Source organism: uncultured Microbacterium sp., assembly GCF_937927635.1.
GTDB lineage: Bacteria > Actinomycetota > Actinomycetes > Actinomycetales > Microbacteriaceae > Microbacterium.
In genome coordinates this window covers 170,451-189,916 of record NZ_CALBRW010000016.1, presented here as the reverse complement: position 1 = coordinate 189,916, position 19,466 = coordinate 170,451, and the positions used below count along the sequence as shown (strand labels likewise).

Sequence of the window (19,466 nt, the reverse complement as noted above, 5' to 3'; positions counted from 1 at the left end):
CTGCCTATGCGGCAGCCGCCGGCCGTGGCGATTCCAGAACGTACAGCAATGCGGATGCACCGACGGAAGAGTGAAAATGCTCGAATAGCTGATCGTATCGAGCACGATCGACGCCGGGGCCCTCTCCAAAGGCGTTCGGGACGTCCCTGACTACCCATTCGTGGAGCATGATCAGTTCGTCGATTGCGTCGAGCGCGTCTCCATCGAAATCGAGCAGCTTATGACGCTCCAGGAGTTCGAGGATGCGACGCTCTCGTTCGACGGTGAAAGCCATCCCGACGTTAGCTTGGATCCCTGACTGCAGGATGTTCTTCAAGTCGACCGGCAGCGGTCGAGGACGCACGGAGGGCGTGGCGTCGATGCGGTCCGCCGCATCCACCATGCCTGCCAGACGAAGTTCGATAGCAAGGTATGGAAAGTAACGTGTCACGCGCTCGTTCAGGTCTCGATCGGGCATGTCGGGAGACTACAGCCTGTCGATCCAGGTGTCCTCGTCGCGGTCGGCCCAAGAGTTTCCGGTGTTCGATCGACCGTGGATGGCGGCTCGACCTCGCAGGCGTAGGATCAGCCGTTGCGCATCTGACATGGTCAGCTCGGCGACGGCCTTCAGCCGGACCCCGATGAGCTCCTCGACCAAATGGAATTGCTCGCGTGCGGTAGACAGCCCGAGCGTTGCGAAGAGCCCTCGGATCTCGTTCCGCTGAGCCTCGTGCATCGGCTGGGGCTTCGATGGGATGCTCGCAGAGTCCTCGGGGTCATCGAACAGGTTCAGTGTGCTCATCATCGTGGACCATTCTCCCAACATCGTCGGATGATCGCATCAGTTCGAGCTCTCGCCTGATGCATCGCGCAGCGTCTTCTGCCGATGTGTGCTCCCAGAACCGGAGGACGGCCCAGCCGGCTTCCTCTAACATCGCCGTGGTCTCGGCATCACGTGCGATGTTCCGCGCGAGCTTCGTGTCCCAGTACTCGCGGTTCGTGACGGGATGAGTCGCGTGGAGCGGGCACCCGTGCCAGAAGCAGCCATCTACGAACACGGCGAGGTGCCACCTGGTGAACACGATGTCGGCTCGACGGCGTCGTTGCGTCTGCAGTGGTGCGTAGTCGACGCGGTACCGGTAGCCCTGAGCGTGCAGCAGCTTCCGCAGCGCGAGCTCGGGCGTGGTGTCGCGACGTCGATTGGAACGCATCGACTTCGCGACGCCTGGGCTGGACGCCCAGGACTCCATTGCTGAGGGCATACCTACATGGTCACACCCATAACGTCAGTCGGCGTCGACGATGGCGACGTCGGGATCATCCTCGCGCCGCACACCGAATCCAATACGGCCACGTGGCGCGGACTTGTACGGCATCGCAAGTGAGAGCAGCGTGGCGACGTCGGCCGACGGCATCTCAGCAGGCCAGGCGCTGCGCTTGATGCGCGATGCGTCGGCGCGCCCCTCGGCGACCTCATCGGCGGTGAGCTCTGGATCGTATGTGAAAGTCAGGAGGAGCGCTCCACGTGTATCGGTTGCGAGATCGTCCGCATTCTCGCCGGCATCCACCGTGCGATCGGCTTTCTGGGCAATGACTTCCAGCGTCGCACGATGGCGGCGCTCGCTACCGGCGAAGCCCGGCCGGTCCTTGCGGCGCTGACGCTCGGCCAAGGAGATCTTTGTGCCGTCGACGACTCGTTGGTAGTCGCTCCCCAATTCCGGGACGACCACAGCCCAGTCCTTGAGCGTTCCTTCCTGCTCGGCCTTCTCGATCATGTGGATCGTCGGGTTCAACTGATCCGGCGAGTACAGCGTGATCTCCCGCAGAGCGGCCAATACAGCCTCCGTCGAGACCTTGCCCGTGCGTGCGTTGAACGACGTGCCGTTGACACCCTTGAACGCCTGCGGCTCTGACAAGTCTGCAAGAAGGGGCTTGATCGCGGCGAAATGCTTCTGGTTCCGGGAACCGTCCTCACGGCGGTCGTGGCCGTTGAAATCCTTCACAGTCCCGCCGTCGCCCTCATATTTCAGCACGGCGTTGTACATCTTATTGGTTCCGGTTGGACGCAGCCACGGGAACTGCTGGAACACCAGTGGAGGCACGTGGATGGGACGAACGGCAGGGCGTCCATCCTCCTGAATCTCCGCGAACTTGCGCAGCTGTGCGCGGAACTCCTCCTCGTCCTCGATGATCGACGTGAAGGCGTCGTACAGGTCGTAGGACTTTCCGCGACTATCGACGATGTTGCGAGCGATGTACAGCCGAACCAGGTCACCGTACCCGGGGCGGTATCCGAACCATCTACCCATCTGCATCAGTGTGTCCGCTGCGGTTGCGCGTCGTCGGTAGTACGAGACTGTGAGGCCTTCGACAGTGAACCCGCGGCTGAGTTTCGCGCCTCCGACCATGATCCGCCAGTACGGGCGCAGCTGGAAATCCATGGCGTTGTAGTCGCTGTCCTTGGTGCCGTTCACGACGACGACAGGGTCGACGTCGGCCGTGATGGCATCGACGGCCTCGCCGATCCAGGGCTTCAGATCGTCGAAGTCATCGGGCATTGGAAGATCCGCCCAGCCGTCACGGGAATCGTGCACGGCGACGAAGTCCTCCTCATACATCTCGCGCAGTCGTGTGAGACAAGCAGGACTGCTGTAGCCGGCTGTCCTCCACACCTCGCGGAAACGTTCCGCGAGGTCGGCCTGCTCCGCCGTGCGCACGGACTCGTGCACGAGCATCGTGTGGTGACGATAGGTGTACTCGCCGCTGATCGACTCACGCCACTTCTTGATCGCGCCGCTTAGGATGAATGCGTCGAGCGCTGACTGGATCTCCGTCTCCTCAGCGTCGGGGTCGGTATCCCCGTCGGCCTCGAGATTACGCACGAACGCTGCTTCGTTCGAGTACGCGGGGTCACCCTTGTCGTCGTCGTCCACCCTACCCAGATCATGGAAGTAGCGACCCCCCATGTACTGCTTCGACGGTTCCAGGCTGACGAGGAAGTCTTTGGGGAAGATGTCCTCGGAGTCGTCTGGTGAGATGAACACGTTGGCGAACGGTGTCGCCGTGTATCCGACGTACTGTGCGCGGGGCAGTTCTTGGAGGAGTTGCGCGATCAGCTTGTTGATTGTCGAGCGGCGCTTCGCCTCTGCCGCGACTTCCTTCTTCGACCGTGGGTTGACGGTGTTGACGGACGCCTGGTCAGCCTCGTCATCGATGATGAGCGCAGGGATCTCCTTGCCGTCGGCGCGAATGTTCTGCAAGTCATGAAGCAGGTTCCTCAGCGACGCGGTGTTCTTCTTCATCACCGCGATACGGGCGTCGACCGAGTAGATGTTCTCCGGCGCGTAGACGGGCTTTCCCGTGTCGTGAAGCTCTCCTGTGCGACGGAAGTCGAGCACATCTTTGCCCAGCCGGAGCTTCCGGTAGTCCCTGTCGGCCGTCGTGAGCCGTTTGATCGAAGGCACTTCGGGCAGTGAATGGACGTCCTGGCCGTGCTTGAGGAACTTGCCGGCATACCAGTCGGAGTCGTTCGTGCCGATGTAATCGATGCCACGGATCGCGTCGGCATTCGTCGGATCGACTCCGTCGAGAATGTTCTCCTCGCCCACGAGCTCCATGTCCAGGCGTCGTTGTGTCTGCCCGCGGAGCAGTTCGATTGTGCCGGTCAGGACGATGATCAGGCGGTAGCCGGCATCGATGGCCTTGGCGACGATACCTGTGAAGTTGGCGGTTTTCCCGCTCTGGACGTGCCCGACGACGAGCCCCTTGGTCTGATAGCCCTTCGAAGCGCTGGGGTCGGCTAGTCGCTGGACGATTTCGGTAGTCGAGCGGTCGAGTGTCGTAAGCGCGTCGACATCCCAGCCTTTGCCTTCGAGCACTCCGCGATATGCGCGCCAGTAGAAGTCATGAGAACCGCGACGATCTTGGGAGTACCAGGGAGTCCAGTGGTTCGGATCGACGATCATCGCATCCATCTGAGACGCGCTGGGGAACGCGGCATCGAGCGCCTCACGCGCCGGCGTGGAGATCTCTAGCAGCTCGTAGATCCGCTCGCGACGATCGGGGGTCGCCGGTTGGGTGTTGTTCGCCCAATCCGGAGCTGAGGCCGCATCCCAGACTGCGAGTGCCATGTGCATTGCACGACGTGTGGGATCGTTCAACTCCGGCACTGTCGTGGATGCGATGACTTCGGCTTCGGTCGGCTTCAGTTCCGTCTTGCGCAGGTCGTTGCCGATCAGGAAGACGAGCTCCTCGGGGCCCGTGTCACGGATCTGATTGAGGATCTTGCGCGTGGAGGAGGCGATGCGGCTGTCGACGGTATCGGTCATTCGGGTACCTCGCAAAAGTCGTGAAGGGGTGAGCTGATCGCTGCATGCGCGAGATCGGCGACATTCACACGGTAGGTGACACCACTGACATACGGGCGGTTCGGTACCACCTGATCGAGTCGGCTCGAGGTGATGGCGGGGAACTCGTCATCGACGAAGAACGCGCGTGGAGCGTTCCTGTGCATGAAGCGGCTCCGATAGAGGTCCTTGTCCGCGTTGTGCCAGCCGAGACCCTCAAGCGCCGAATCGAAAGTGCGGAGCGTCTGATCCAGTCGGTTGCGGATGTCGTCGACAAGGGTCGGCAACCCGAATCCTTGGTTGGCGTTGCCGGCGCGCGTCAACTGGATCGAGACGAGATACAGCGGACGTCCGGGAGAAGCCTCGAGCTGCGTGTCCGAACCGATCAGATGCGTCCGCGATTCGGACTTCGTCGTCTTGATCTCGGCATCGAACTCGGCGAATGCGAAGTCGTGCTCCTCGGCGAGAGGGCCCAACCACGCTGCCATCGCTGCGGCTTCCCCTTCCGCGACGAGCACGTGTGAGAGGACGAGCAGCTCGCCGATGAGCCCGAGCTCCTTCTCCTCGGTCAGGCGTCGTCTGCTGGCGAGCAGGTCTTTGAGCGTGAACACGGCCTCTGAAACGGCATGGCGGAAGGAGGTGCCTGCGCGCAGCTGGTCGGCGACTGAGGCGACGAGCACGTACGCCTCGTAGTGCATGTCGGTTGCGTTGACCGTGAGCCGGAACCACTCCTGCCCTTCCGCCCTGAACCTGGTGAAGGCGAGGTGCTCGAAGGACGTGACCTCGGGGTCGGAGCCGGATGCCGGCGTCGTGAGCTCGATCGTCTCGTGGCCGGGGTCGATCTCCATACGGACTGGTGGGTCGGGGCGAAGGACGAATGCGGTCTTCACTCCCAGCCTGAAGTACTCCTCGATCGCGCGCGGGTCCAAATAAGTGGGTTGCTCATCGGCGTTCGTCATTGTCACGCATCTCCCTCTCCTGTCGCGCGGTCTCGTCGCGTATTGCAGCGGTCAACTACTGATCCCAGGTATCCAGCTCAGCCTTCTCTCTAGAACTGAAGTACGAGCCTCGAGGGTGTGCGCCCAGATCCACGCGATGACATTCGCCTCGGTGTCGTCGTCCAGCTCCACTTTCGGGTACAGGTGCCCGTTACGGTTCTGCGCCTCGGCTTCCATGCGGTACTCGTCGGCGTTCTCGCCCGGATCGTCTACGAGTAGAGTCACGGCGCGGGCTGTCGCGAGGGACCGACGCGCCCACCAGAGGTGCAGCGTCGATGGGCGCCCATAGCGGATCGACTCCTCCTGCGCCGACTGGGCGTTGATCGCTTCAAGCGGCAGTGAGATCTCGATGAGCTTCTTCTTGGGCACAGCGACTCCACTACTCTTGCGGCCCACGCGCACAGTGGTCGCGGTCCCTCAGGCCGGGGGTAGTTCATTTCTATCGCATGGACCCGACGGCGGGCGAGGAAGTCCGCGGCGACCACCATGTCGATGGTCCTCGCTACCATCACAGGCATGAGCGAGTTCGTTGACGAACACATGCCGACTCAGGCATTGCGATCAGTAGAGCTGCGCCCGGATGCGTCGATCCTTGATGCGATCGGCCGCGGGCACACGCTGTCGTCCGCGCTCGCCGATCTGATCGACAACAGCATCGACGCCGGCGCGAGTGAGGTGGGCATCCGATTCGTCACAAAGCACTCGACTGTGCGCGCCATCCGGATCATCGACGACGGATGCGGGATGACAGCCGAGCAACTGGAATCGGCAATGTCCTTGGGGAGGAAGCACGACTACGACGAATCCTCGCTCGGACATTTCGGCGTGGGGCTCAAAGGTGCGTCGTTCAGCCAGGCGCAGATTCTCACTGTGTGTTCGGCTACCGGATTCTCCCCGGCCGCGGCAATGCGACTCGACAGACAGCAGGCCGGGAACGGCATCGTGGCCGATGCATTCGACAGTGAGACAGCCAACGTGCTGATGAGACGTCGCGGGTTCGATAGCGATTCCGGGACTGTTGTGGAGTGGACGCATCTTGAGGCGGTATCTGTCGCGACTGCGGTTCAGGATCGCCGCCGGTGGGTCGAGTCGATGATCCTCCAAGTCCGGGATGAACTCGGCCTGACCTTCCACAGGCTCGTCGCCGATGGTCGGCTGACGATCACGCTCGACGAAATGGACGAGGACACTTCGCAGACCGGCGCACCGCGCAAGGTGAAGCCGATCGATCCGTTCGGGTTCACTCGCTGGGGAGCTTCGGGCTATCCCGTCGACCTCGCGGCCGAACTGCCGTCGGGCGCATCGATAACGGCGTCGTGCGTGATTCTTCCGCCGGGTGTAGAGGACGCCGCGGCGAAGCCGTTGGGGCGGAGCAGGCGCGAGAGCCAGGGACTCTACGTGTATCGCAACGATCGACTTCTTCAGTCGAGCGGCTGGTTGGGGCTCCGCAATGATCTGCCCGCGGATCTGCAGTTGTGCCGGGTAGTGATGGACCTCAACGACGACGTGCTGGATGCTGTGTCGATCAACCCTGAGAAGCGTGGAGTCGTGCTCAGGCCGGCTGCGCTGCAGGCGCTGGAAGGCGCCGTGACGGGCGGCCGCACTCTCCGTTCTTTCTGGGACGATGCGCGGGAAGTGTGGTCCGACTCGCGGCAGCGAGTGATGAGCGCGCAGCCTGTGGCGTCCATCGGTGAGGGTGTCCCCGCAGCGCTTCGAACCGTGATGGAGCAGACGGTCGGTGTGAAGGACGACGGCAGCGTTGCACTCTCCTTCGCGTGGAAATCAATGCCCTTGGGGCAGCTGTTCATGTTCGAGCCGCGTGTCGGAATCGTGCACCTCAATGCCGAGCATCAGGCCGTGCTGGAAGACGATTCCGACAGGTTCGACTTCATCAAGACCAGCATCTTCATGCTTCTGGAGTCGCACGTGGGGAAGGAGCGGCTTGGCGCGTCGACCGTCGACCGACTGAATGCGATGCAAGCCGCGCTGGCCCGGTCTTTGAAGATTCAGGATGCGGCGGCTGCGACTGGGGCGCGCGCGTCCGATCGGCAGGTCCACGTCCGGCCGGTTCGCACAGCGAGAGATGAGTCGCCCGACGAGGATCCACACCGAGTCGAGATCGAGGCCGAAAGCGAGGACGACGACGCCCGCGAAGAGTTCGAGATCTACTCGGCGGTGATCTCTGGTGCTGACCCGTACGAACCGCTCGCCGATCCTCACGTTGCGGATGTCCGTGTGCGGAGCGTCTTGGACGACTATGGAATTCTCGCCCGGCGCACTCCGCTGCTCACGGCAGCGGAGGAGGTCGAGCTTTCGATGGCGATCGAGATCGGAGTCCTCGCCGAGGCTGCACTCAGCGCACGGCCGTCAGCAATACCTTCTCGAGAGGAGAGGCGTGACTACATCACACTCGTCCGCCGTGGTGCTCTGGCACAACGGCACATGGTCAACGCCAACCTGCGTCTCGTGATTTCGATAGCGCGCTCCTACCGTGGCAACGGTCTTGATTTCATCGACTTGATACAGGAGGGAAATCTGGGCTTGATCCGCGCCGTGCAGAAGTTCGACTACGCCAAGGGGAACAAATTCTCGACTTATGCGACATGGTGGATCCGGCAGGCGGTGACTCGTGCGGTCGCGGACAAGGGCCGACTGATCCGCTTCCCCGTGCACGTGATCGAGAAGCTCCCGAAGCTGCGCTCTGCATGGGACGCAGCGACCGGAACCCGTGCAGAGCGCCTGGCAGAAGCTGCGGCATCCATCGATGTGGATACCAAGGCAGTTCGCACCATATTGCGTGCGGACCGACCGTTGCTGTCGTTGGATGCGCCGCAGGCGGTTGAGATGCCCAGCGGCACATGGCTGTGGCTCCCGTTGGAGGACATTCTTCAGGATGTTGAGGCTGTGCCTGTCGATTCGCAGTTGGAATTCACGATGTTGCAACGTCAGCTCGAGCAGCTTCTCGACACCTTCAGCGAGCGAGAGGCCAGTGTCATCCGCATGCGGTTTGGCCTCGGCGATGGACAGCCGAAGACGTTGGAGCAGATCGGTGACACTTTTGGAGTTACGAGGGAACGTATTCGGCAGATTGAAGCCGAGACGATGAAGAAGCTCAGGCATCCGAGCCGGTCTCAGAGCCTTCGGGACTATCTGGAGGTGTAGACGAGGGCAGGAACTAGGCGTTGAGAGGCCGGCGACAGGACGGATACTGTCCTAGCCGGCGCGCCGGCTAGGACACGCGGAGGGAGGCACCTACGTTGTACAGGGTGGAGAGTAAAGTTCGCCAACTGGATGCAGCGATCACGAATGTTTCAAGTGAGTCTGTTCAGCCGACGGAGATCACAGTGATTGATCTCTTCGCTGGGGCGGGAGGGTTCACTGCGGGGTTTCACGCTGCATCCGACCGCTACAGGACTGTGCGCGCGGTCGAGTGGGACTCGGCTGCTGCAGCGTCCTACGAAGCTACGTTTGGCAAGGGCATCGTCTTCTTTGGGAGCATTCAAGACTGGCTCGAGACGGAGCAAGTACCGCAGGTCGATCTGATCGTCGGTGGTCCGCCCTGCCAGGGCTTTTCCACACTCGGAAAGCGTGACGCGGAGGACGAGCGGAACGCCCTGTGGCGCGAGTACATGGATACGATCATTAAAGCCAAGCCGAAGTACTTCGTGGTGGAGAACGTCGCGGCGTTTGCCTCCTCCCCGCAGTACGGACTCTTCAAGAGAGAAACGGAGGAGGGCGGTCAGCTTCAGCACTATACCTTCCAACATCGTGTGCTGAACGCCGCTGATTATGGAGCGCCACAGGCGCGGAAGCGCACCGTCATCATCGGGCACCTGCGGACGCTACCGTTCCCGGGGTGGCCCGAGCCGACCCATGTCGGAAAACATCGGTCTGTGCGAGATGCGTTCGAAGAGGCAGAGGTCCCTGCCAAGCCGGATGGGATCGATCTGCCGTCGGAGCGCCATGTTGAGGTGGATGGCAAGGAGCTTGCCGGTCCGTTCACTCGCAAGGACTTGCATCTCGGGCGCAGGTACACGCAGCTTTCGAAGGACAGGTTCAAGGAAATCGATCCGGGAGGGAACCGCTTTGACTTGGCGCGGAAGCGGCCCGACTTGCTCCCGAAATGCTGGATCGAACACACGACGGGCTCTGCCGATGTGATGGGCCGTCTGTCCTGGGACAAGCCGTCAGTGACGATTCGAACGGAGTTCTTCAAGCCGGAGAAGGGACGCTACCTCCACCCCGTCGAAGACCGTGCCATCACTCACTACGAAGCAGCCGTACTCCAGGGTTTTCCTCCTGAGCATAAGTTCGTTGGATCCAAGACAGCAATCGCACGGCAGATTGGCAACGCGGTTCCGATTCCGCTTGGGAGGGCGATTGCTGAGCTACTGCTCGACTTCCTCTAAGTGTCGGTGGTCGCTGACTCAATGGCGCCTACGCGACGGCGCAGGTGTGAGATCAGGCTCAACGCATCGAGGCAGTCTTGGTAAGTGAAGACGCCACTCTGGAGCAGGTCGCGGACCCCCTCATGTTGGATAAGGTTTCGGAAGCCAGTCCAGGCCGCTTCTGAAAGGGTCTTTTGAGCGTCACGGATATTCTTCTGAGTTCGGGGTGAGAGACTGAAGCTCATGTAGGGAGCGACTACGTCGACTCGCGGCGTACCGCTTCCACCCGTCGAGAATGAGCTCTGAAGTACCGCCAGCTCGTCCATATCGGCAGAGACTCCGGAGGCTGAGCGGACGTCTCGTACGTAACGCTTTATTGCCTCGACTACTGCGTGGTGGTAGTTGCCGGACTTGTACTCTTGCTCCGCCGCCTCCTGGATCGATTCGTGCAGTGCTCGCCAGTGCAAGTCGGCGTAGTCAGGAGCAATCTCGCGGAGGCTGTCGACGATCTCTTTGCGGTCGTCGTCTTCGATCTCGTTGTCTGGTGACGTCAGGGTCTCGAGTACGCGCTTGACCGCAGCAGATTCTCTGCCCTGGATCGAGGATGTCCATGCTTCGATATCAACGCCGGCGGCCGTTTGAACCTTCTTCTTGTTCTCCCGCTCTCGCAGGGCACGCCGCTTTGCCGCGGCCTCGCGGACGATCGCGGCCAAGTGCGCTTGTAACTCAGCAGTCCACTCGGATTCCCAGCTGACTGACCGGCGGTCGGTCGAGATGACGTCTGTGACAGTATCCAGATCATCGGCGTCAAGATACCCAGTCAAGTAGGCGTACGCCTGCGACGAGTCCGGTACGCCGAAGAACTCGGGTTCGTTCGCCATACGCCCGCGGACATAGAGCGTGATGCCCCGAAGATGTGGCGGCAACGGTCGCTTGGACGCGAAGATCTCACCCGTGACAAGGAAGCCGACCGCGTTGCTACTCGACTTCGGGAAGTCTGTGGGAACTTCCCACGTTGCTTCCGTTCCGAATGATGAGTAGCGGAGGCGGCGGTCTACTGTGATGTGGTCGCTTCCGCGACGGACGTCGAGGTGGAAGTCGTCGTCGGCGTAGTTGAACAGGCGGGACAGCTGTTCAGCGAGTAGCTGGGGATTGATCTCGCTTTTCCTGCTCAGATCCGAGACGTGGATACGTGTGAAGTGTGCGGCGCTGTCTGTGTCGAGCATGTCCACGTTTGGGCGGTACTCGGCATCGGCCGCAGCTCTGATGTCATCCCACACCATGGTGACCTTGGTCGATTGCGCTGAGCCCTCTCTTTTCGATTCGATGACGATGGTGTTGCCGATTCCGAAAACGGAGAGCTTGCCCAGCCCCTTTCTGCCGGCGACTTTCCGTCGCCCCGACTCCGAGAGATCACCCGTGCCCGATGCGCGCCGGTTCCGGCCTATGCGGAGATAGTTGTTCTGGATCTCGTCGATTGACATGCCGTGGCCGTTATCGTTCACGGAGATCGAGCGTCCGTCGTCTGCAATGATCACGCTGACTTCAGTGGCATCCGCGTCGTATGAGTTCGCGATCAGTTCGGCAACAGCGTTCGGCAGGTGCGAGTACATCTTGAATCCGAGATGTTCGATTGTCATCGGGTCGAACGTCAGTTTCAAGTCAGTCATAATCTGCCTCGAGCCGTCTGAGCTTGGTTCGGATCCTGCGCGACGAATTCGTCAGCGTGATCGATGATCTGTTGGGCGAGTGCCATGAGGCCAGTGACTGAGGCTGCGTACAACGTAAGAAATTGCGATCTGTCCTCGCCTACTTCGAAACCGCAGCTTGTTTGCATTGCCAACCGCTGAACGATCTGCGCACGTCGTCTATCTCCGGCGAAGATCACCACGGGATACTCGGACCATCGACGGTGCTCCGCATCGTGTCCTCGGCAGCTCGCCGCAGTGATGATACCGATCGCATTCAGCGCATAGGAGATGCCTGCAACACCTAGCTCGAGTCCTTCGACCCCCGGCCAGGCTTCTGTCGACGTGAAGAAGTCCGGGGCCTCATCCGAGGGAACGTCGGGCTGCTCGAACTCGATCTGATCCGCCAGCTCATCGAACTCCTCCGCGTTGGCGGAGTGCCCGTCTACATATGTCACTGCTTCCAATTCGGCGGCTATCACAACGGTGGCCTCATCGAGGTCGGTTTCGATGAGCCACGCATCATGAAAGTCGCCCAACTGATCTTCCTCGGCGAGCTCCTCGACGTTTGGCATCCAGAATGTCGCTTCGGAAGGGAGCCGCGGATCGATGTCGACGCTATACCGAGGGATCATGAGGCCAGCATGGCATGCGTCTGCGGTAGGTGTTGCGAGCTGACCTGGCGAGCCACGCGCGGCAAGCTCCTCATCGGGGATAGGTGTCGGCTAGGTTGAAGCCATGGCGGAACGGGGAGACCTGCGGATTTGGGTCGTGGAGGCTCTGAGGCAGCTGGGCGGCGAGGGCACAATCGTTCAGGTCAGCCAACGCATTTGGCAGCTGCACGAGAATGATCTGCGGGCGTCCGGTGACCTGTTCTACACGTGGCAGTATGACGTCAGATGGGCCGCCCAGTACCTTCGTGACACGGACCTGCTGGTCGCCGTCGGTGGAAGCAGAACCAAGTTGTGGACCCTGTCGGATACGGGAAAATCAATCGCGGTTGACCTGATCAAGACCCACGGCCGTATGTAGTATCGCCGGCCATGACCCGCATGATCCCCGCCCGCCCGCGTGCCGGCGCCAACACGTCTGAGAAGCGCATCTTCGACGCGTTCGCGGGGGCGCATGACGCCGACGACTGGATCGTGCTGCACAGCCTGGAGATCCGGCGGCACGCGGCGCAGTTCCAGGGTGAGGCCGACTTCATCGTGCTTGTCCCTGGGCGTGGGATCGTCGTGGTCGAGGCGAAGAGCCCGGAGTACGTGGAGTACAAGGACGGCGAATGGCGGCTCGATCGCGTGCCGAACCCGGGCAAGAGCCCGTTCGCGCAGCTGGACGGCAGTATCCGCAGCCTGCGCGGCTACCTGAAGCACCGGGAGATCCTCACCGGCAGCGAGCCGATCGCGCGCCTGGTCTGGTTCACGTCGCTCGAGCGGCACCAGTTCCACAACGCCACCCCGGGCGACATGCAGTTCTTCGAGTGGGAACTAGCGTGGCGCGGTGATCTGCAGCATCCGATCAAGGCGTTGGGCCACCTGCTCGACGAGCACGACGGCTGGTACTCGGCCATCGACAGCGTCGAGCACGATCCGTCGGTCATGACCGCCGAGCACACCGAGGCGATAGCATCCGCTCTGCTGGGCGACTTCGCCGGCGGACGCACCCTCGCCGACCGCAAACTCGAGCGCCTCGACGACGAGCGCCACCTGCTCAAGAGCCAGGCCCGCGTGCTCGACATGATCGAGCGCAACGACCACATCTACTTCGACGGCCCGGCCGGCACCGGCAAGAGCTACCTGATAGCGCAGCTCGCCAAGCGCTGGCGCGGCGGCCACCGCACCCTCGTCGTCTGCTGGAACGTGCTCATGGCCGACGAACTGCGCGACATGCTCCGCGCCCAGCGCGACATCGTCGTCGCTGACCTCAACTCGCTCATGCTGCGGCTGGCAGGACTCGACGAGAACCCCGCGGATGCCGGACGCGAGTGGTACTGGGAAGAGCTGCCCGCCCTCGCCCTGGCAGCCGTGCAGGCGGATCCCTCGATCGGCGCCTATGACGCGATCTGTGTCGATGAGTTCCAGGACATCGCAGGCTTCCCCGCCGTGCTCGACCTGCTGTTCGCGCTCGCTTCGGGGCCCATTGCGAATGTCAAGCTGGCTTTCGCGGGCGACTCGCACCAGCAGATCCTGCGGCCCGCCGACGCGCACGTCGACCCGTACGGCATTCTGCGTGAGCGCATCCCGGACCTGGTGCACGTCGGGCTGCGTCGCGGACTGCGGCAGGTGAGCGGGCTGACCCGCTCGGCCGAGGAGCTGCTGTCGCGCAAGTTCGGATACCGAGGGCACCGGACGACGTCGACGATCGAGGGGGCGCTCGAGATCAAGAGGGTTTCGGGTGCCGGTGATGCGTCGCACGCTCTCGCCGAGGCGCTGCGCGAGCTGCTGGAGAACCACCAGGCGCACGACATCGTGATCCTCAGCCCGTTCGGAGGGCACCGTTCGCTGGTCGGCCGGCTGCTGGCTGCGGAGAACTTCACCAAGGAGGAACGCTGGCTGCGCGACCGGCTTCGGGTGACGGACGACATTGCGTCTGTGGACCTCGGGCGGGTGGATCTTGTCGAGGCGCCAGCGACTGCGGTGGTTCCCCGGGCTGCTCCCGCACGGCCGAAGGCGCCGGCGGGGCGGGTGCGCTGGGGCTCGATCTTCAAGTACAAGGGCCTGGACGCCGAGGCCGTGATCCTCACCGACATCGGCGACGATGCGATGGACTTCGTGCGCGGCGAGGGCCTGGACTGGTTCGACCTGCTGTACGTCGGGCTGACCCGGGCGCGGTACCGGTGCGTGGTGGTGCCGAACTGATTGGTGGGGGCGTATCAGCCTTCCTCCGCCGCGGACCTCAGCTCGTCGTCGCTGTAGCCGAAGCGGTAGTCGGGATCTTCGCCGTGAGAGCGCCAGATGTCTGCCGCGTCGTACACGCTCAGTGATTCGGACTCGTCTTCCAGGTCCTGCCAGTCGTCGACCTCGGTGCCGTCGGCATCGTGGTTCGTGCCGATCATGCATCGGCACTCCTCGGTTGAGACACTGAGCAGATTTCCGGCGTTATCGAAGGACGCCGAGATCAGGCGGTCGTGCAGCGATCCAGTGGGCATTGCAACCTCCGGGCTTTGGTTGGTGCGATCATGCCATGGCCGCGGGCGGATAGCGAGAGTCCGCAGCCCCGAATCGGTGGTGTGAAGAACGCGGCAACGTCAACTCCCGCCGATCGCGTCCTGGGTGATGGCCGCAACTCGTGGCGAGGTAGATCCTGACTGAACTACCCCTCGTCCCGCAGCCCCGCGATCATGCTGCGCAGACTCGTCAGCGCGGCGGCCTGCTGCGCGGCGGTCATGCCGCTCAGCATCCGCTTCTCCACCGATCGCACCGCGGCGCTCGCCGCGCGCAGCACCTCACTCCCTCGAGGTGTGAGCAGGGTGGGAAGAGCCCTGCCGATGGGAGCCTCAGCGGCCCGGGTCACGTAGCCGTCGTGCTCCATGGCCTGCAGCAGCACGCTCATCGACTGGCGGGTCACGAACGCGCCCCGGGCGAGCTCGGAGTTCGACAGACCGGGGCGCTGCGCCAGCAGCTCCAGGCAGGAGTACTGCGTGACCGTCAGCTCCATCGGACGCAGCGCGGCCTCCATCGCCACGCGCAGCGCGCTGGACGCCTCCTTCAACAGGTATCCCAGCGACGTCGTCAGATCGATGCCCTCTTGACTCATGTCAGTATTCTGACATACAGTTGCCTATGTCAGATAACTGACACGACTGAGGAGGACATCATGCCCGTCACCGGACCCGACTTCATCTCGCTGCAGGCCAGCGATCTCGCTGCCTCGCAGGCGTTCTACGAGCACTATCTCGGCCTGGTCCGCTCGCCGGCCGGCCCGCCGCAGGCCGTCGTCTTCGACACGAAGCCGATCGCGTTCGCGCTGCGCGACATCGTGCCGGGTACGGATCTGGCATCCGCTCCGGTGCCTGGGGTCGGCACAGCGATCTGGCTGCATGCAACCGAGGTGCAGCAGATCCACGACGCGCTGGTCGCCGACGGGCACACGATCGTCTCGGCACCGATCGACGGTCCGTTCGGCCGCACCTTCACCTTCGCCGACCCGGACGGCTACCGCATCACTTTGCACGACCGGGCCTGACGGCTGCCGCCGGTCCGCGAGAGTCGAACTCTCGCCCGCGCACGACTGCGGCTGACATCCGGCTCTGGATATCCTACGAAGGGTCCTCACGACGGAGTGACCGGACGAAGGGTGCGTGGTTCGCGGTGCATGTCCAGGAGATCCGACTTCAGCAGGTGTTGGAGGGTTCGAAGCAGTATCGCGTGCCGCTCTACCAGCGCACGTACGCGTGGCATGAGAAGCAGCATGCACGTCTCTGGGATGACATCGTCGCCGTCGTCGAGGCGAGGCAGACGGAGAAGGCGGCATCTCACTTCACTGGATCGCTGGTGCTCGCGACCGGGATGATCGGCCCCGGCGGCAACGAGTTCCTCGTCGTCGACGGACAGCAGCGTCTCACGACCCTGTCGGTCCTGATCGCCGCCATCCGCGACCACGTCGCCGAGACCGAGGGGACCGACTCGCCAGGCTTCGCGCGCCTGCATGAGAACTTCCTGATCGACCGGTTCAAGCAAGGAGATGCTCGGCTCAAGCTGCTCCCCACGCAGGCGGATCGGGATGCATTCCGCGGCATCATCGACCGGCATCTGCCATCCAGCGAAACCTCCGGACTCGTCTCGGCCTATCGCTACTTCCGTCATCGCGTGCATGAGTTCGATGACCCGGAGGATGAGAACGATGTCGAACAGCTCACCAGTGCAGTGCTCGACGGTCTCGTCTTCGTCGCGATCACCGCGGGGCAGGACGACAACGTCTACCGGATCTTCGAATCGCTGAACAACACCGGGATGAAGCTGACCCAGGGGGATCTGCTGCGGAACTACCTCTTCATGCGGCTGGGTGACCGTGGCGAGCAGGTCTACGCCGGAGTCTGGCTCCCCATGCAGTCGATCCTCAGCGCCGAGGAACTTGAGTCCCTGTTCTGGATGGATCTCACCTGGTCCGTCCCCGAGGCCAAGCTCAACAACGTCTATGCGCTGCAGGAAGCGCGGCTGAGCAAGATGGACGCGGACGCCGTCGAGCAGGAGATCCGCCGCTACGCGGATCTCGCCGAGCTCCTGGCCACGATCCATGATCCGGAACGGGAGGCGGATCCCGGCGTCAGACTCGCTCTGCGCAGGCTCCGCAACTGGGGGAACAGTGGAGTGGACCCCGTGGTGCTGCGTCTGCTCGAGCGGCGATCCGCGCAGGTCATCTCCTCCGACGACGTGCGAGATGGGCTGCATCTGCTCGAGTCCTTCCTCGTGCGGCGCCTTCTCGTGAACGCCCCATCCAACGCGCTCTCGCGCATCCTCCTCCGCGCTTCGCAGGATGTCACAGACGAGGATCCGGTCGGCTCGCTGCGCGCCTACCTGTCCACGGGCCGCAAGTTCTTCGCCTCCGACAAGCAGATCGCGGAGGCCCTGGTCAGCAAGCCGTTCTACTACTCGGGTCGGTACAACCAGCGCAAGCTGGCGCTCTCATGGATGGAGCAACTGCTCGCGGGCAAGGAGCCTGCATCGCTGGACGCCGCATCCATCGAGCACGTCATGCCCCAGACCCTCACACCCGGCTGGCAGAACTCCCTCAGCGACGACGTCGGCGACTACTCCACGGTCGAGGACATGCATGAGGCGCTGCTCCACGTCGCGGCGAATCTGACGCTCACGGGCTACAACTCGGAACTCAGCAATGCGCCCTTCGCGCAGAAGCGGCTGCTCCTGGCGGACAGCAACATCGCACTCAACGCCGAGATCGCCGCGCAGCCGGTATGGGGTCGCACGCAGATCCTTGAGCGCGGACAGAGGTTGGCAGCGCTGATCTGCGGATACTGGCAGGGCCCGCTGAGCGAGGATGAGTCGGAGGGGGCTGACGACATCCGCTGGGCCCTCGTCTCAGACGTGCTCGAAGCCATCCCCTCCGGACGGTGGACGAGCTACGGGCAGGTCGCCGCTCTCATCGGCACGCATCCGGTGCCGCTGGGTGTGTATCTCTCGGCTCATGCGGTCCCCAACGCATGGCGCGTCCTGCAGGCTGCGGGGACGGTGTCGCCCGGGTTCCACTGGACTGCCGGCGACGCGGAACGTGACGTGCGCGATGTCCTGGCGGAAGAGGGCATCGAGTTCGACGGACAGGGTCGCGCATCGGCAGAGCAGTTCCTGGATGTGCACGCACTCGCGCGGCTGGTCGGAATGTCGGCTGAGGCCGATGTGCAGGTCGACGACGAGTCCGAGTCCGAAGAGCGGCAACGGGAGTTCGAGGCCCAGATCGCCGAGCGGTTCCCGGCGGCGACGGTGCACGGGATCATCGAGCTGTTCACGGCTTGGCGCTCGCTCGGCGGCGACGTCGCCTACGGGACCTCCAAGGACATCGGAGCGTTTCTCATGCACCGGAGGGGTGTGCGCGACGACATCTGGCCACTGGTCGTCTACAGCGATGGGCGCGTGGAGGTGGTCTTCCAGTGGCTGATGAATCGCCCACCGTTCGACGACCGTGACCTGCGTGACGATCTGCGGCGTCGGCTCAACGCGATCGGTGGCATCGCACTCGCAGAGCGGAAGCTCGAGGCGCGCCCGTCCTTCTTCGTCGACGTGCTCGGCGCCGCAGACAAGCGTGCCGCCCTCGTCGAAGTGCTCGAGTGGTTCGTGCGCGTCGTCGATGATTTCGACCTGGAGCCGCATGCAGAGCTGGTCGCCGAGTCGGATGCATCAGTCGTGATCGAGCTGAAGACCGGTCGCCGCAGCGTGACGCGGGAACAGATCGAAGCACGTCTTCTCGGCGCGAAGCCTGAAGGCATCACGACCCACTGGGCGCTGGTCCATGGGCAGAGGTTCCCGGTCAAGCAGGTGGTGGCAACCGCGCTGCGCGTGTCATCACGGGAATTTCAGTCGAGCGCGGCGAGGCGGTGCCTCGAGGCGCTGGGATTCGAACTCGGTCGTATCGATCGTGAGGACTAGTCGCCTGCTCGCACCCGAGCCGCGGGTGATCCACACCGGGCAGGCGCTCGTCGACCTGATCGTGGAGGTGCCGGGCCTGCCCGACCGCGGGCAGAACGTGATGGCCGCATCCGCTGCGCAGTACCCGGGTGGTGCGGTGACGGTGCTGTTGGCGGCAGCGCGGCTCGGCGCGCAGTGTGTGCACGCCGGCGCCATCGGCACCGGTCCGAACGGCGACCTGATCCGTTCCGCGCTCACGGACGCCGGGATCACGGCATCCGCTCCTGCGATCCGCACCCGCGACACCGGCGTGTGCGTCGTGATGATCGAGCCCACGGCCGAGCGCACCTTCGTCACGACGCTCGGCGCCGATCGCGACATCACCGTGGATTCGCTGGCGACCGCAGCCGTCCGGCCGGGCGATCTGGTGTGCGTCACCGGGTACTCGCTGGCCGTCGACCAGACCCGCGGCCCTCTGCTGGCCTGGCTGCCGTCGCTCCCCGATGCGGCCGTCGTGGTGCTCGACCCGGGGGCGGCCTTCGCCGCGCTGCCCGCGGCGGTGCGGGATCGGATGCTGGCACGCACCGACGTGTTCACCGGCAACGCCGAGGAGTCGGCCGACCTGCTGCGCGTGCTCGGGGCGCGGACGACCGGGGACGACATCGCTGCGCATGCCCGCGCGCTGGCTCCGCTGCTGCGCGAGGGCGCCGTGGCCATCGTGCGCGACGGGCCGGAGGGGTGCACGGTGCACGCCGATGGCGAGACGACGTCCGTGCCCGGCTTCCCGCAGACCCCGGTCGACACCAATGGCGCAGGCGACACGCACACGGGCGCGCTGCTGGCCGGCATCGCCGCCGGCTCGACCTGGGCGGACGCCTGCCGGCGCGCCAACGCGGCGGCTGCGATCAAGGTGACCCGACGCGGGCCGACGACGGCGCCGACCGCGGGGGAGGTGGACGAGTTCCTGCAGACGATCCGCTGAACGACG

General features: G+C 63.6%; 17 protein-coding genes. 7 read left to right on the top strand and 10 right to left on the bottom strand.

Annotation, left to right across the window (positions count from 1 at the left end; all coding sequences use genetic code 11):
- Positions 1–4 precede the first annotated feature (4 nt).
- The 6 genes from Q0568_RS05585 to Q0568_RS05560 all read right to left on the bottom strand — a co-directional run bounded on the left by Q0568_RS05585 (position 5) and on the right by Q0568_RS05560 (position 5,692).
- Positions 5–457 carry a hypothetical protein gene (locus tag Q0568_RS05585; protein ID WP_298863524.1) on the bottom strand — a complete coding sequence of 151 codons (453 nt, stop codon included), beginning with the start codon at positions 455–457 and terminating at the stop codon, positions 5–7.
- A 9-nt stretch (positions 458–466) separates the two neighbouring features.
- Positions 467–784 (bottom strand): hypothetical protein, encoded by a 318-nt coding sequence (locus Q0568_RS05580; protein WP_298863521.1) that lies wholly within the window; start codon positions 782–784, stop codon positions 467–469.
- Positions 756–1,190, bottom strand: coding sequence for a very short patch repair endonuclease (locus Q0568_RS05575; protein ID WP_298864143.1), 435 nt, complete (start codon positions 1,188–1,190; stop codon positions 756–758). The genes Q0568_RS05580 and Q0568_RS05575 overlap by 29 nt, the downstream gene beginning before the upstream one ends.
- Before the next feature lie 75 nt (positions 1,191–1,265).
- The gene (locus Q0568_RS05570; protein ID WP_298863518.1) at positions 1,266–4,307 is read right to left on the bottom strand and encodes a Z1 domain-containing protein; all 3,042 of its coding nucleotides are present in this window, start codon (positions 4,305–4,307) and stop codon (positions 1,266–1,268) included.
- Positions 4,304–5,173, bottom strand: a complete 870-nt coding sequence (locus Q0568_RS05565) for a PD-(D/E)XK motif protein (RefSeq protein WP_298864140.1) — start codon at positions 5,171–5,173, stop codon at positions 4,304–4,306. Before Q0568_RS05565 ends, Q0568_RS05570 begins: the two co-directional genes overlap by 4 nt.
- A 162-nt stretch (positions 5,174–5,335) precedes the next feature.
- Positions 5,336–5,692 carry a DUF1156 domain-containing protein gene (locus tag Q0568_RS05560; protein ID WP_298863515.1) on the bottom strand — a complete coding sequence of 119 codons (357 nt, stop codon included), beginning with the start codon at positions 5,690–5,692 and terminating at the stop codon, positions 5,336–5,338.
- A gap of 147 nt (positions 5,693–5,839) precedes the next feature.
- Here Q0568_RS05560 and Q0568_RS05555 point away from each other — a divergent pair, with 147 nt between their 5' ends.
- Both Q0568_RS05555 and Q0568_RS05550 read left to right on the top strand, forming a co-directional pair.
- Complete coding sequence (locus Q0568_RS05555; RefSeq protein WP_298863512.1) at positions 5,840–8,485, top strand: sigma-70 family RNA polymerase sigma factor; 2,646 nt, start codon at positions 5,840–5,842, stop codon at positions 8,483–8,485.
- Between the two features lie 104 nt (positions 8,486–8,589).
- Positions 8,590–9,732, top strand: coding sequence for a DNA cytosine methyltransferase (locus tag Q0568_RS05550; protein ID WP_298863509.1), 1,143 nt, complete (start codon positions 8,590–8,592; stop codon positions 9,730–9,732).
- Here Q0568_RS05550 and Q0568_RS05545 read toward each other — a convergent pair.
- The gene (locus Q0568_RS05545) at positions 9,729–11,381 is read right to left on the bottom strand and encodes a TIGR02391 family protein (protein WP_298863507.1); all 1,653 of its coding nucleotides are present in this window, start codon (positions 11,379–11,381) and stop codon (positions 9,729–9,731) included. The two genes, Q0568_RS05550 and Q0568_RS05545, sit on opposite strands and share 4 nt — an antisense overlap.
- Positions 11,378–12,034, bottom strand: coding sequence for a hypothetical protein (locus tag Q0568_RS05540; RefSeq protein ID WP_298863503.1), 657 nt, complete (start codon positions 12,032–12,034; stop codon positions 11,378–11,380). Before Q0568_RS05540 ends, Q0568_RS05545 begins: the two co-directional genes overlap by 4 nt.
- 103 nt (positions 12,035–12,137) lie before the next feature.
- Here Q0568_RS05540 and Q0568_RS05535 point away from each other — a divergent pair, with 103 nt between their 5' ends.
- Entirely contained in the window at positions 12,138–12,431 is a 294-nt protein-coding gene (locus Q0568_RS05535; RefSeq protein WP_298863499.1) for a hypothetical protein, read from the top strand.
- A gap of 11 nt (positions 12,432–12,442) precedes the next feature.
- A complete protein-coding gene (locus Q0568_RS05530) occupies positions 12,443–14,257 on the top strand; it encodes a nuclease-related domain-containing DEAD/DEAH box helicase (RefSeq protein WP_298863496.1) in 1,815 nt (604 codons plus the stop codon).
- 14 nt (positions 14,258–14,271) lie between these two features.
- On the opposite strand, the gene Q0568_RS05525 is transcribed toward Q0568_RS05530, so the two are convergent.
- The gene (locus tag Q0568_RS05525) at positions 14,272–14,454 is read right to left on the bottom strand and encodes a hypothetical protein (RefSeq protein WP_298863494.1); all 183 of its coding nucleotides are present in this window, start codon (positions 14,452–14,454) and stop codon (positions 14,272–14,274) included.
- A gap of 257 nt (positions 14,455–14,711) precedes the next feature.
- Entirely contained in the window at positions 14,712–15,155 is a 444-nt protein-coding gene (locus Q0568_RS05520; RefSeq protein ID WP_298863492.1) for a MarR family transcriptional regulator, read from the bottom strand.
- Between the two features lie 60 nt (positions 15,156–15,215).
- On the opposite strand from Q0568_RS05520, the gene Q0568_RS05515 reads away from it, so the two are divergent.
- The 3 genes from Q0568_RS05515 (at position 15,216) to Q0568_RS05505 (ending at position 19,460) form a co-directional block, all read left to right on the top strand.
- Positions 15,216–15,584: a VOC family protein gene (locus tag Q0568_RS05515; protein WP_298863489.1), complete on the top strand. Its 369-nt coding sequence runs from the start codon at positions 15,216–15,218 to the stop codon at positions 15,582–15,584.
- A 125-nt stretch (positions 15,585–15,709) separates the two neighbouring features.
- Positions 15,710–18,499 (top strand): DUF262 domain-containing protein, encoded by a 2,790-nt coding sequence (locus Q0568_RS05510; RefSeq protein ID WP_366941361.1) that lies wholly within the window; start codon positions 15,710–15,712, stop codon positions 18,497–18,499.
- Positions 18,489–19,460, top strand: a complete 972-nt coding sequence (locus tag Q0568_RS05505; RefSeq protein ID WP_298863484.1) for a PfkB family carbohydrate kinase — start codon at positions 18,489–18,491, stop codon at positions 19,458–19,460. Before Q0568_RS05510 ends, Q0568_RS05505 begins: the two co-directional genes overlap by 11 nt.
- Positions 19,461–19,466 lie beyond the last annotated feature (6 nt).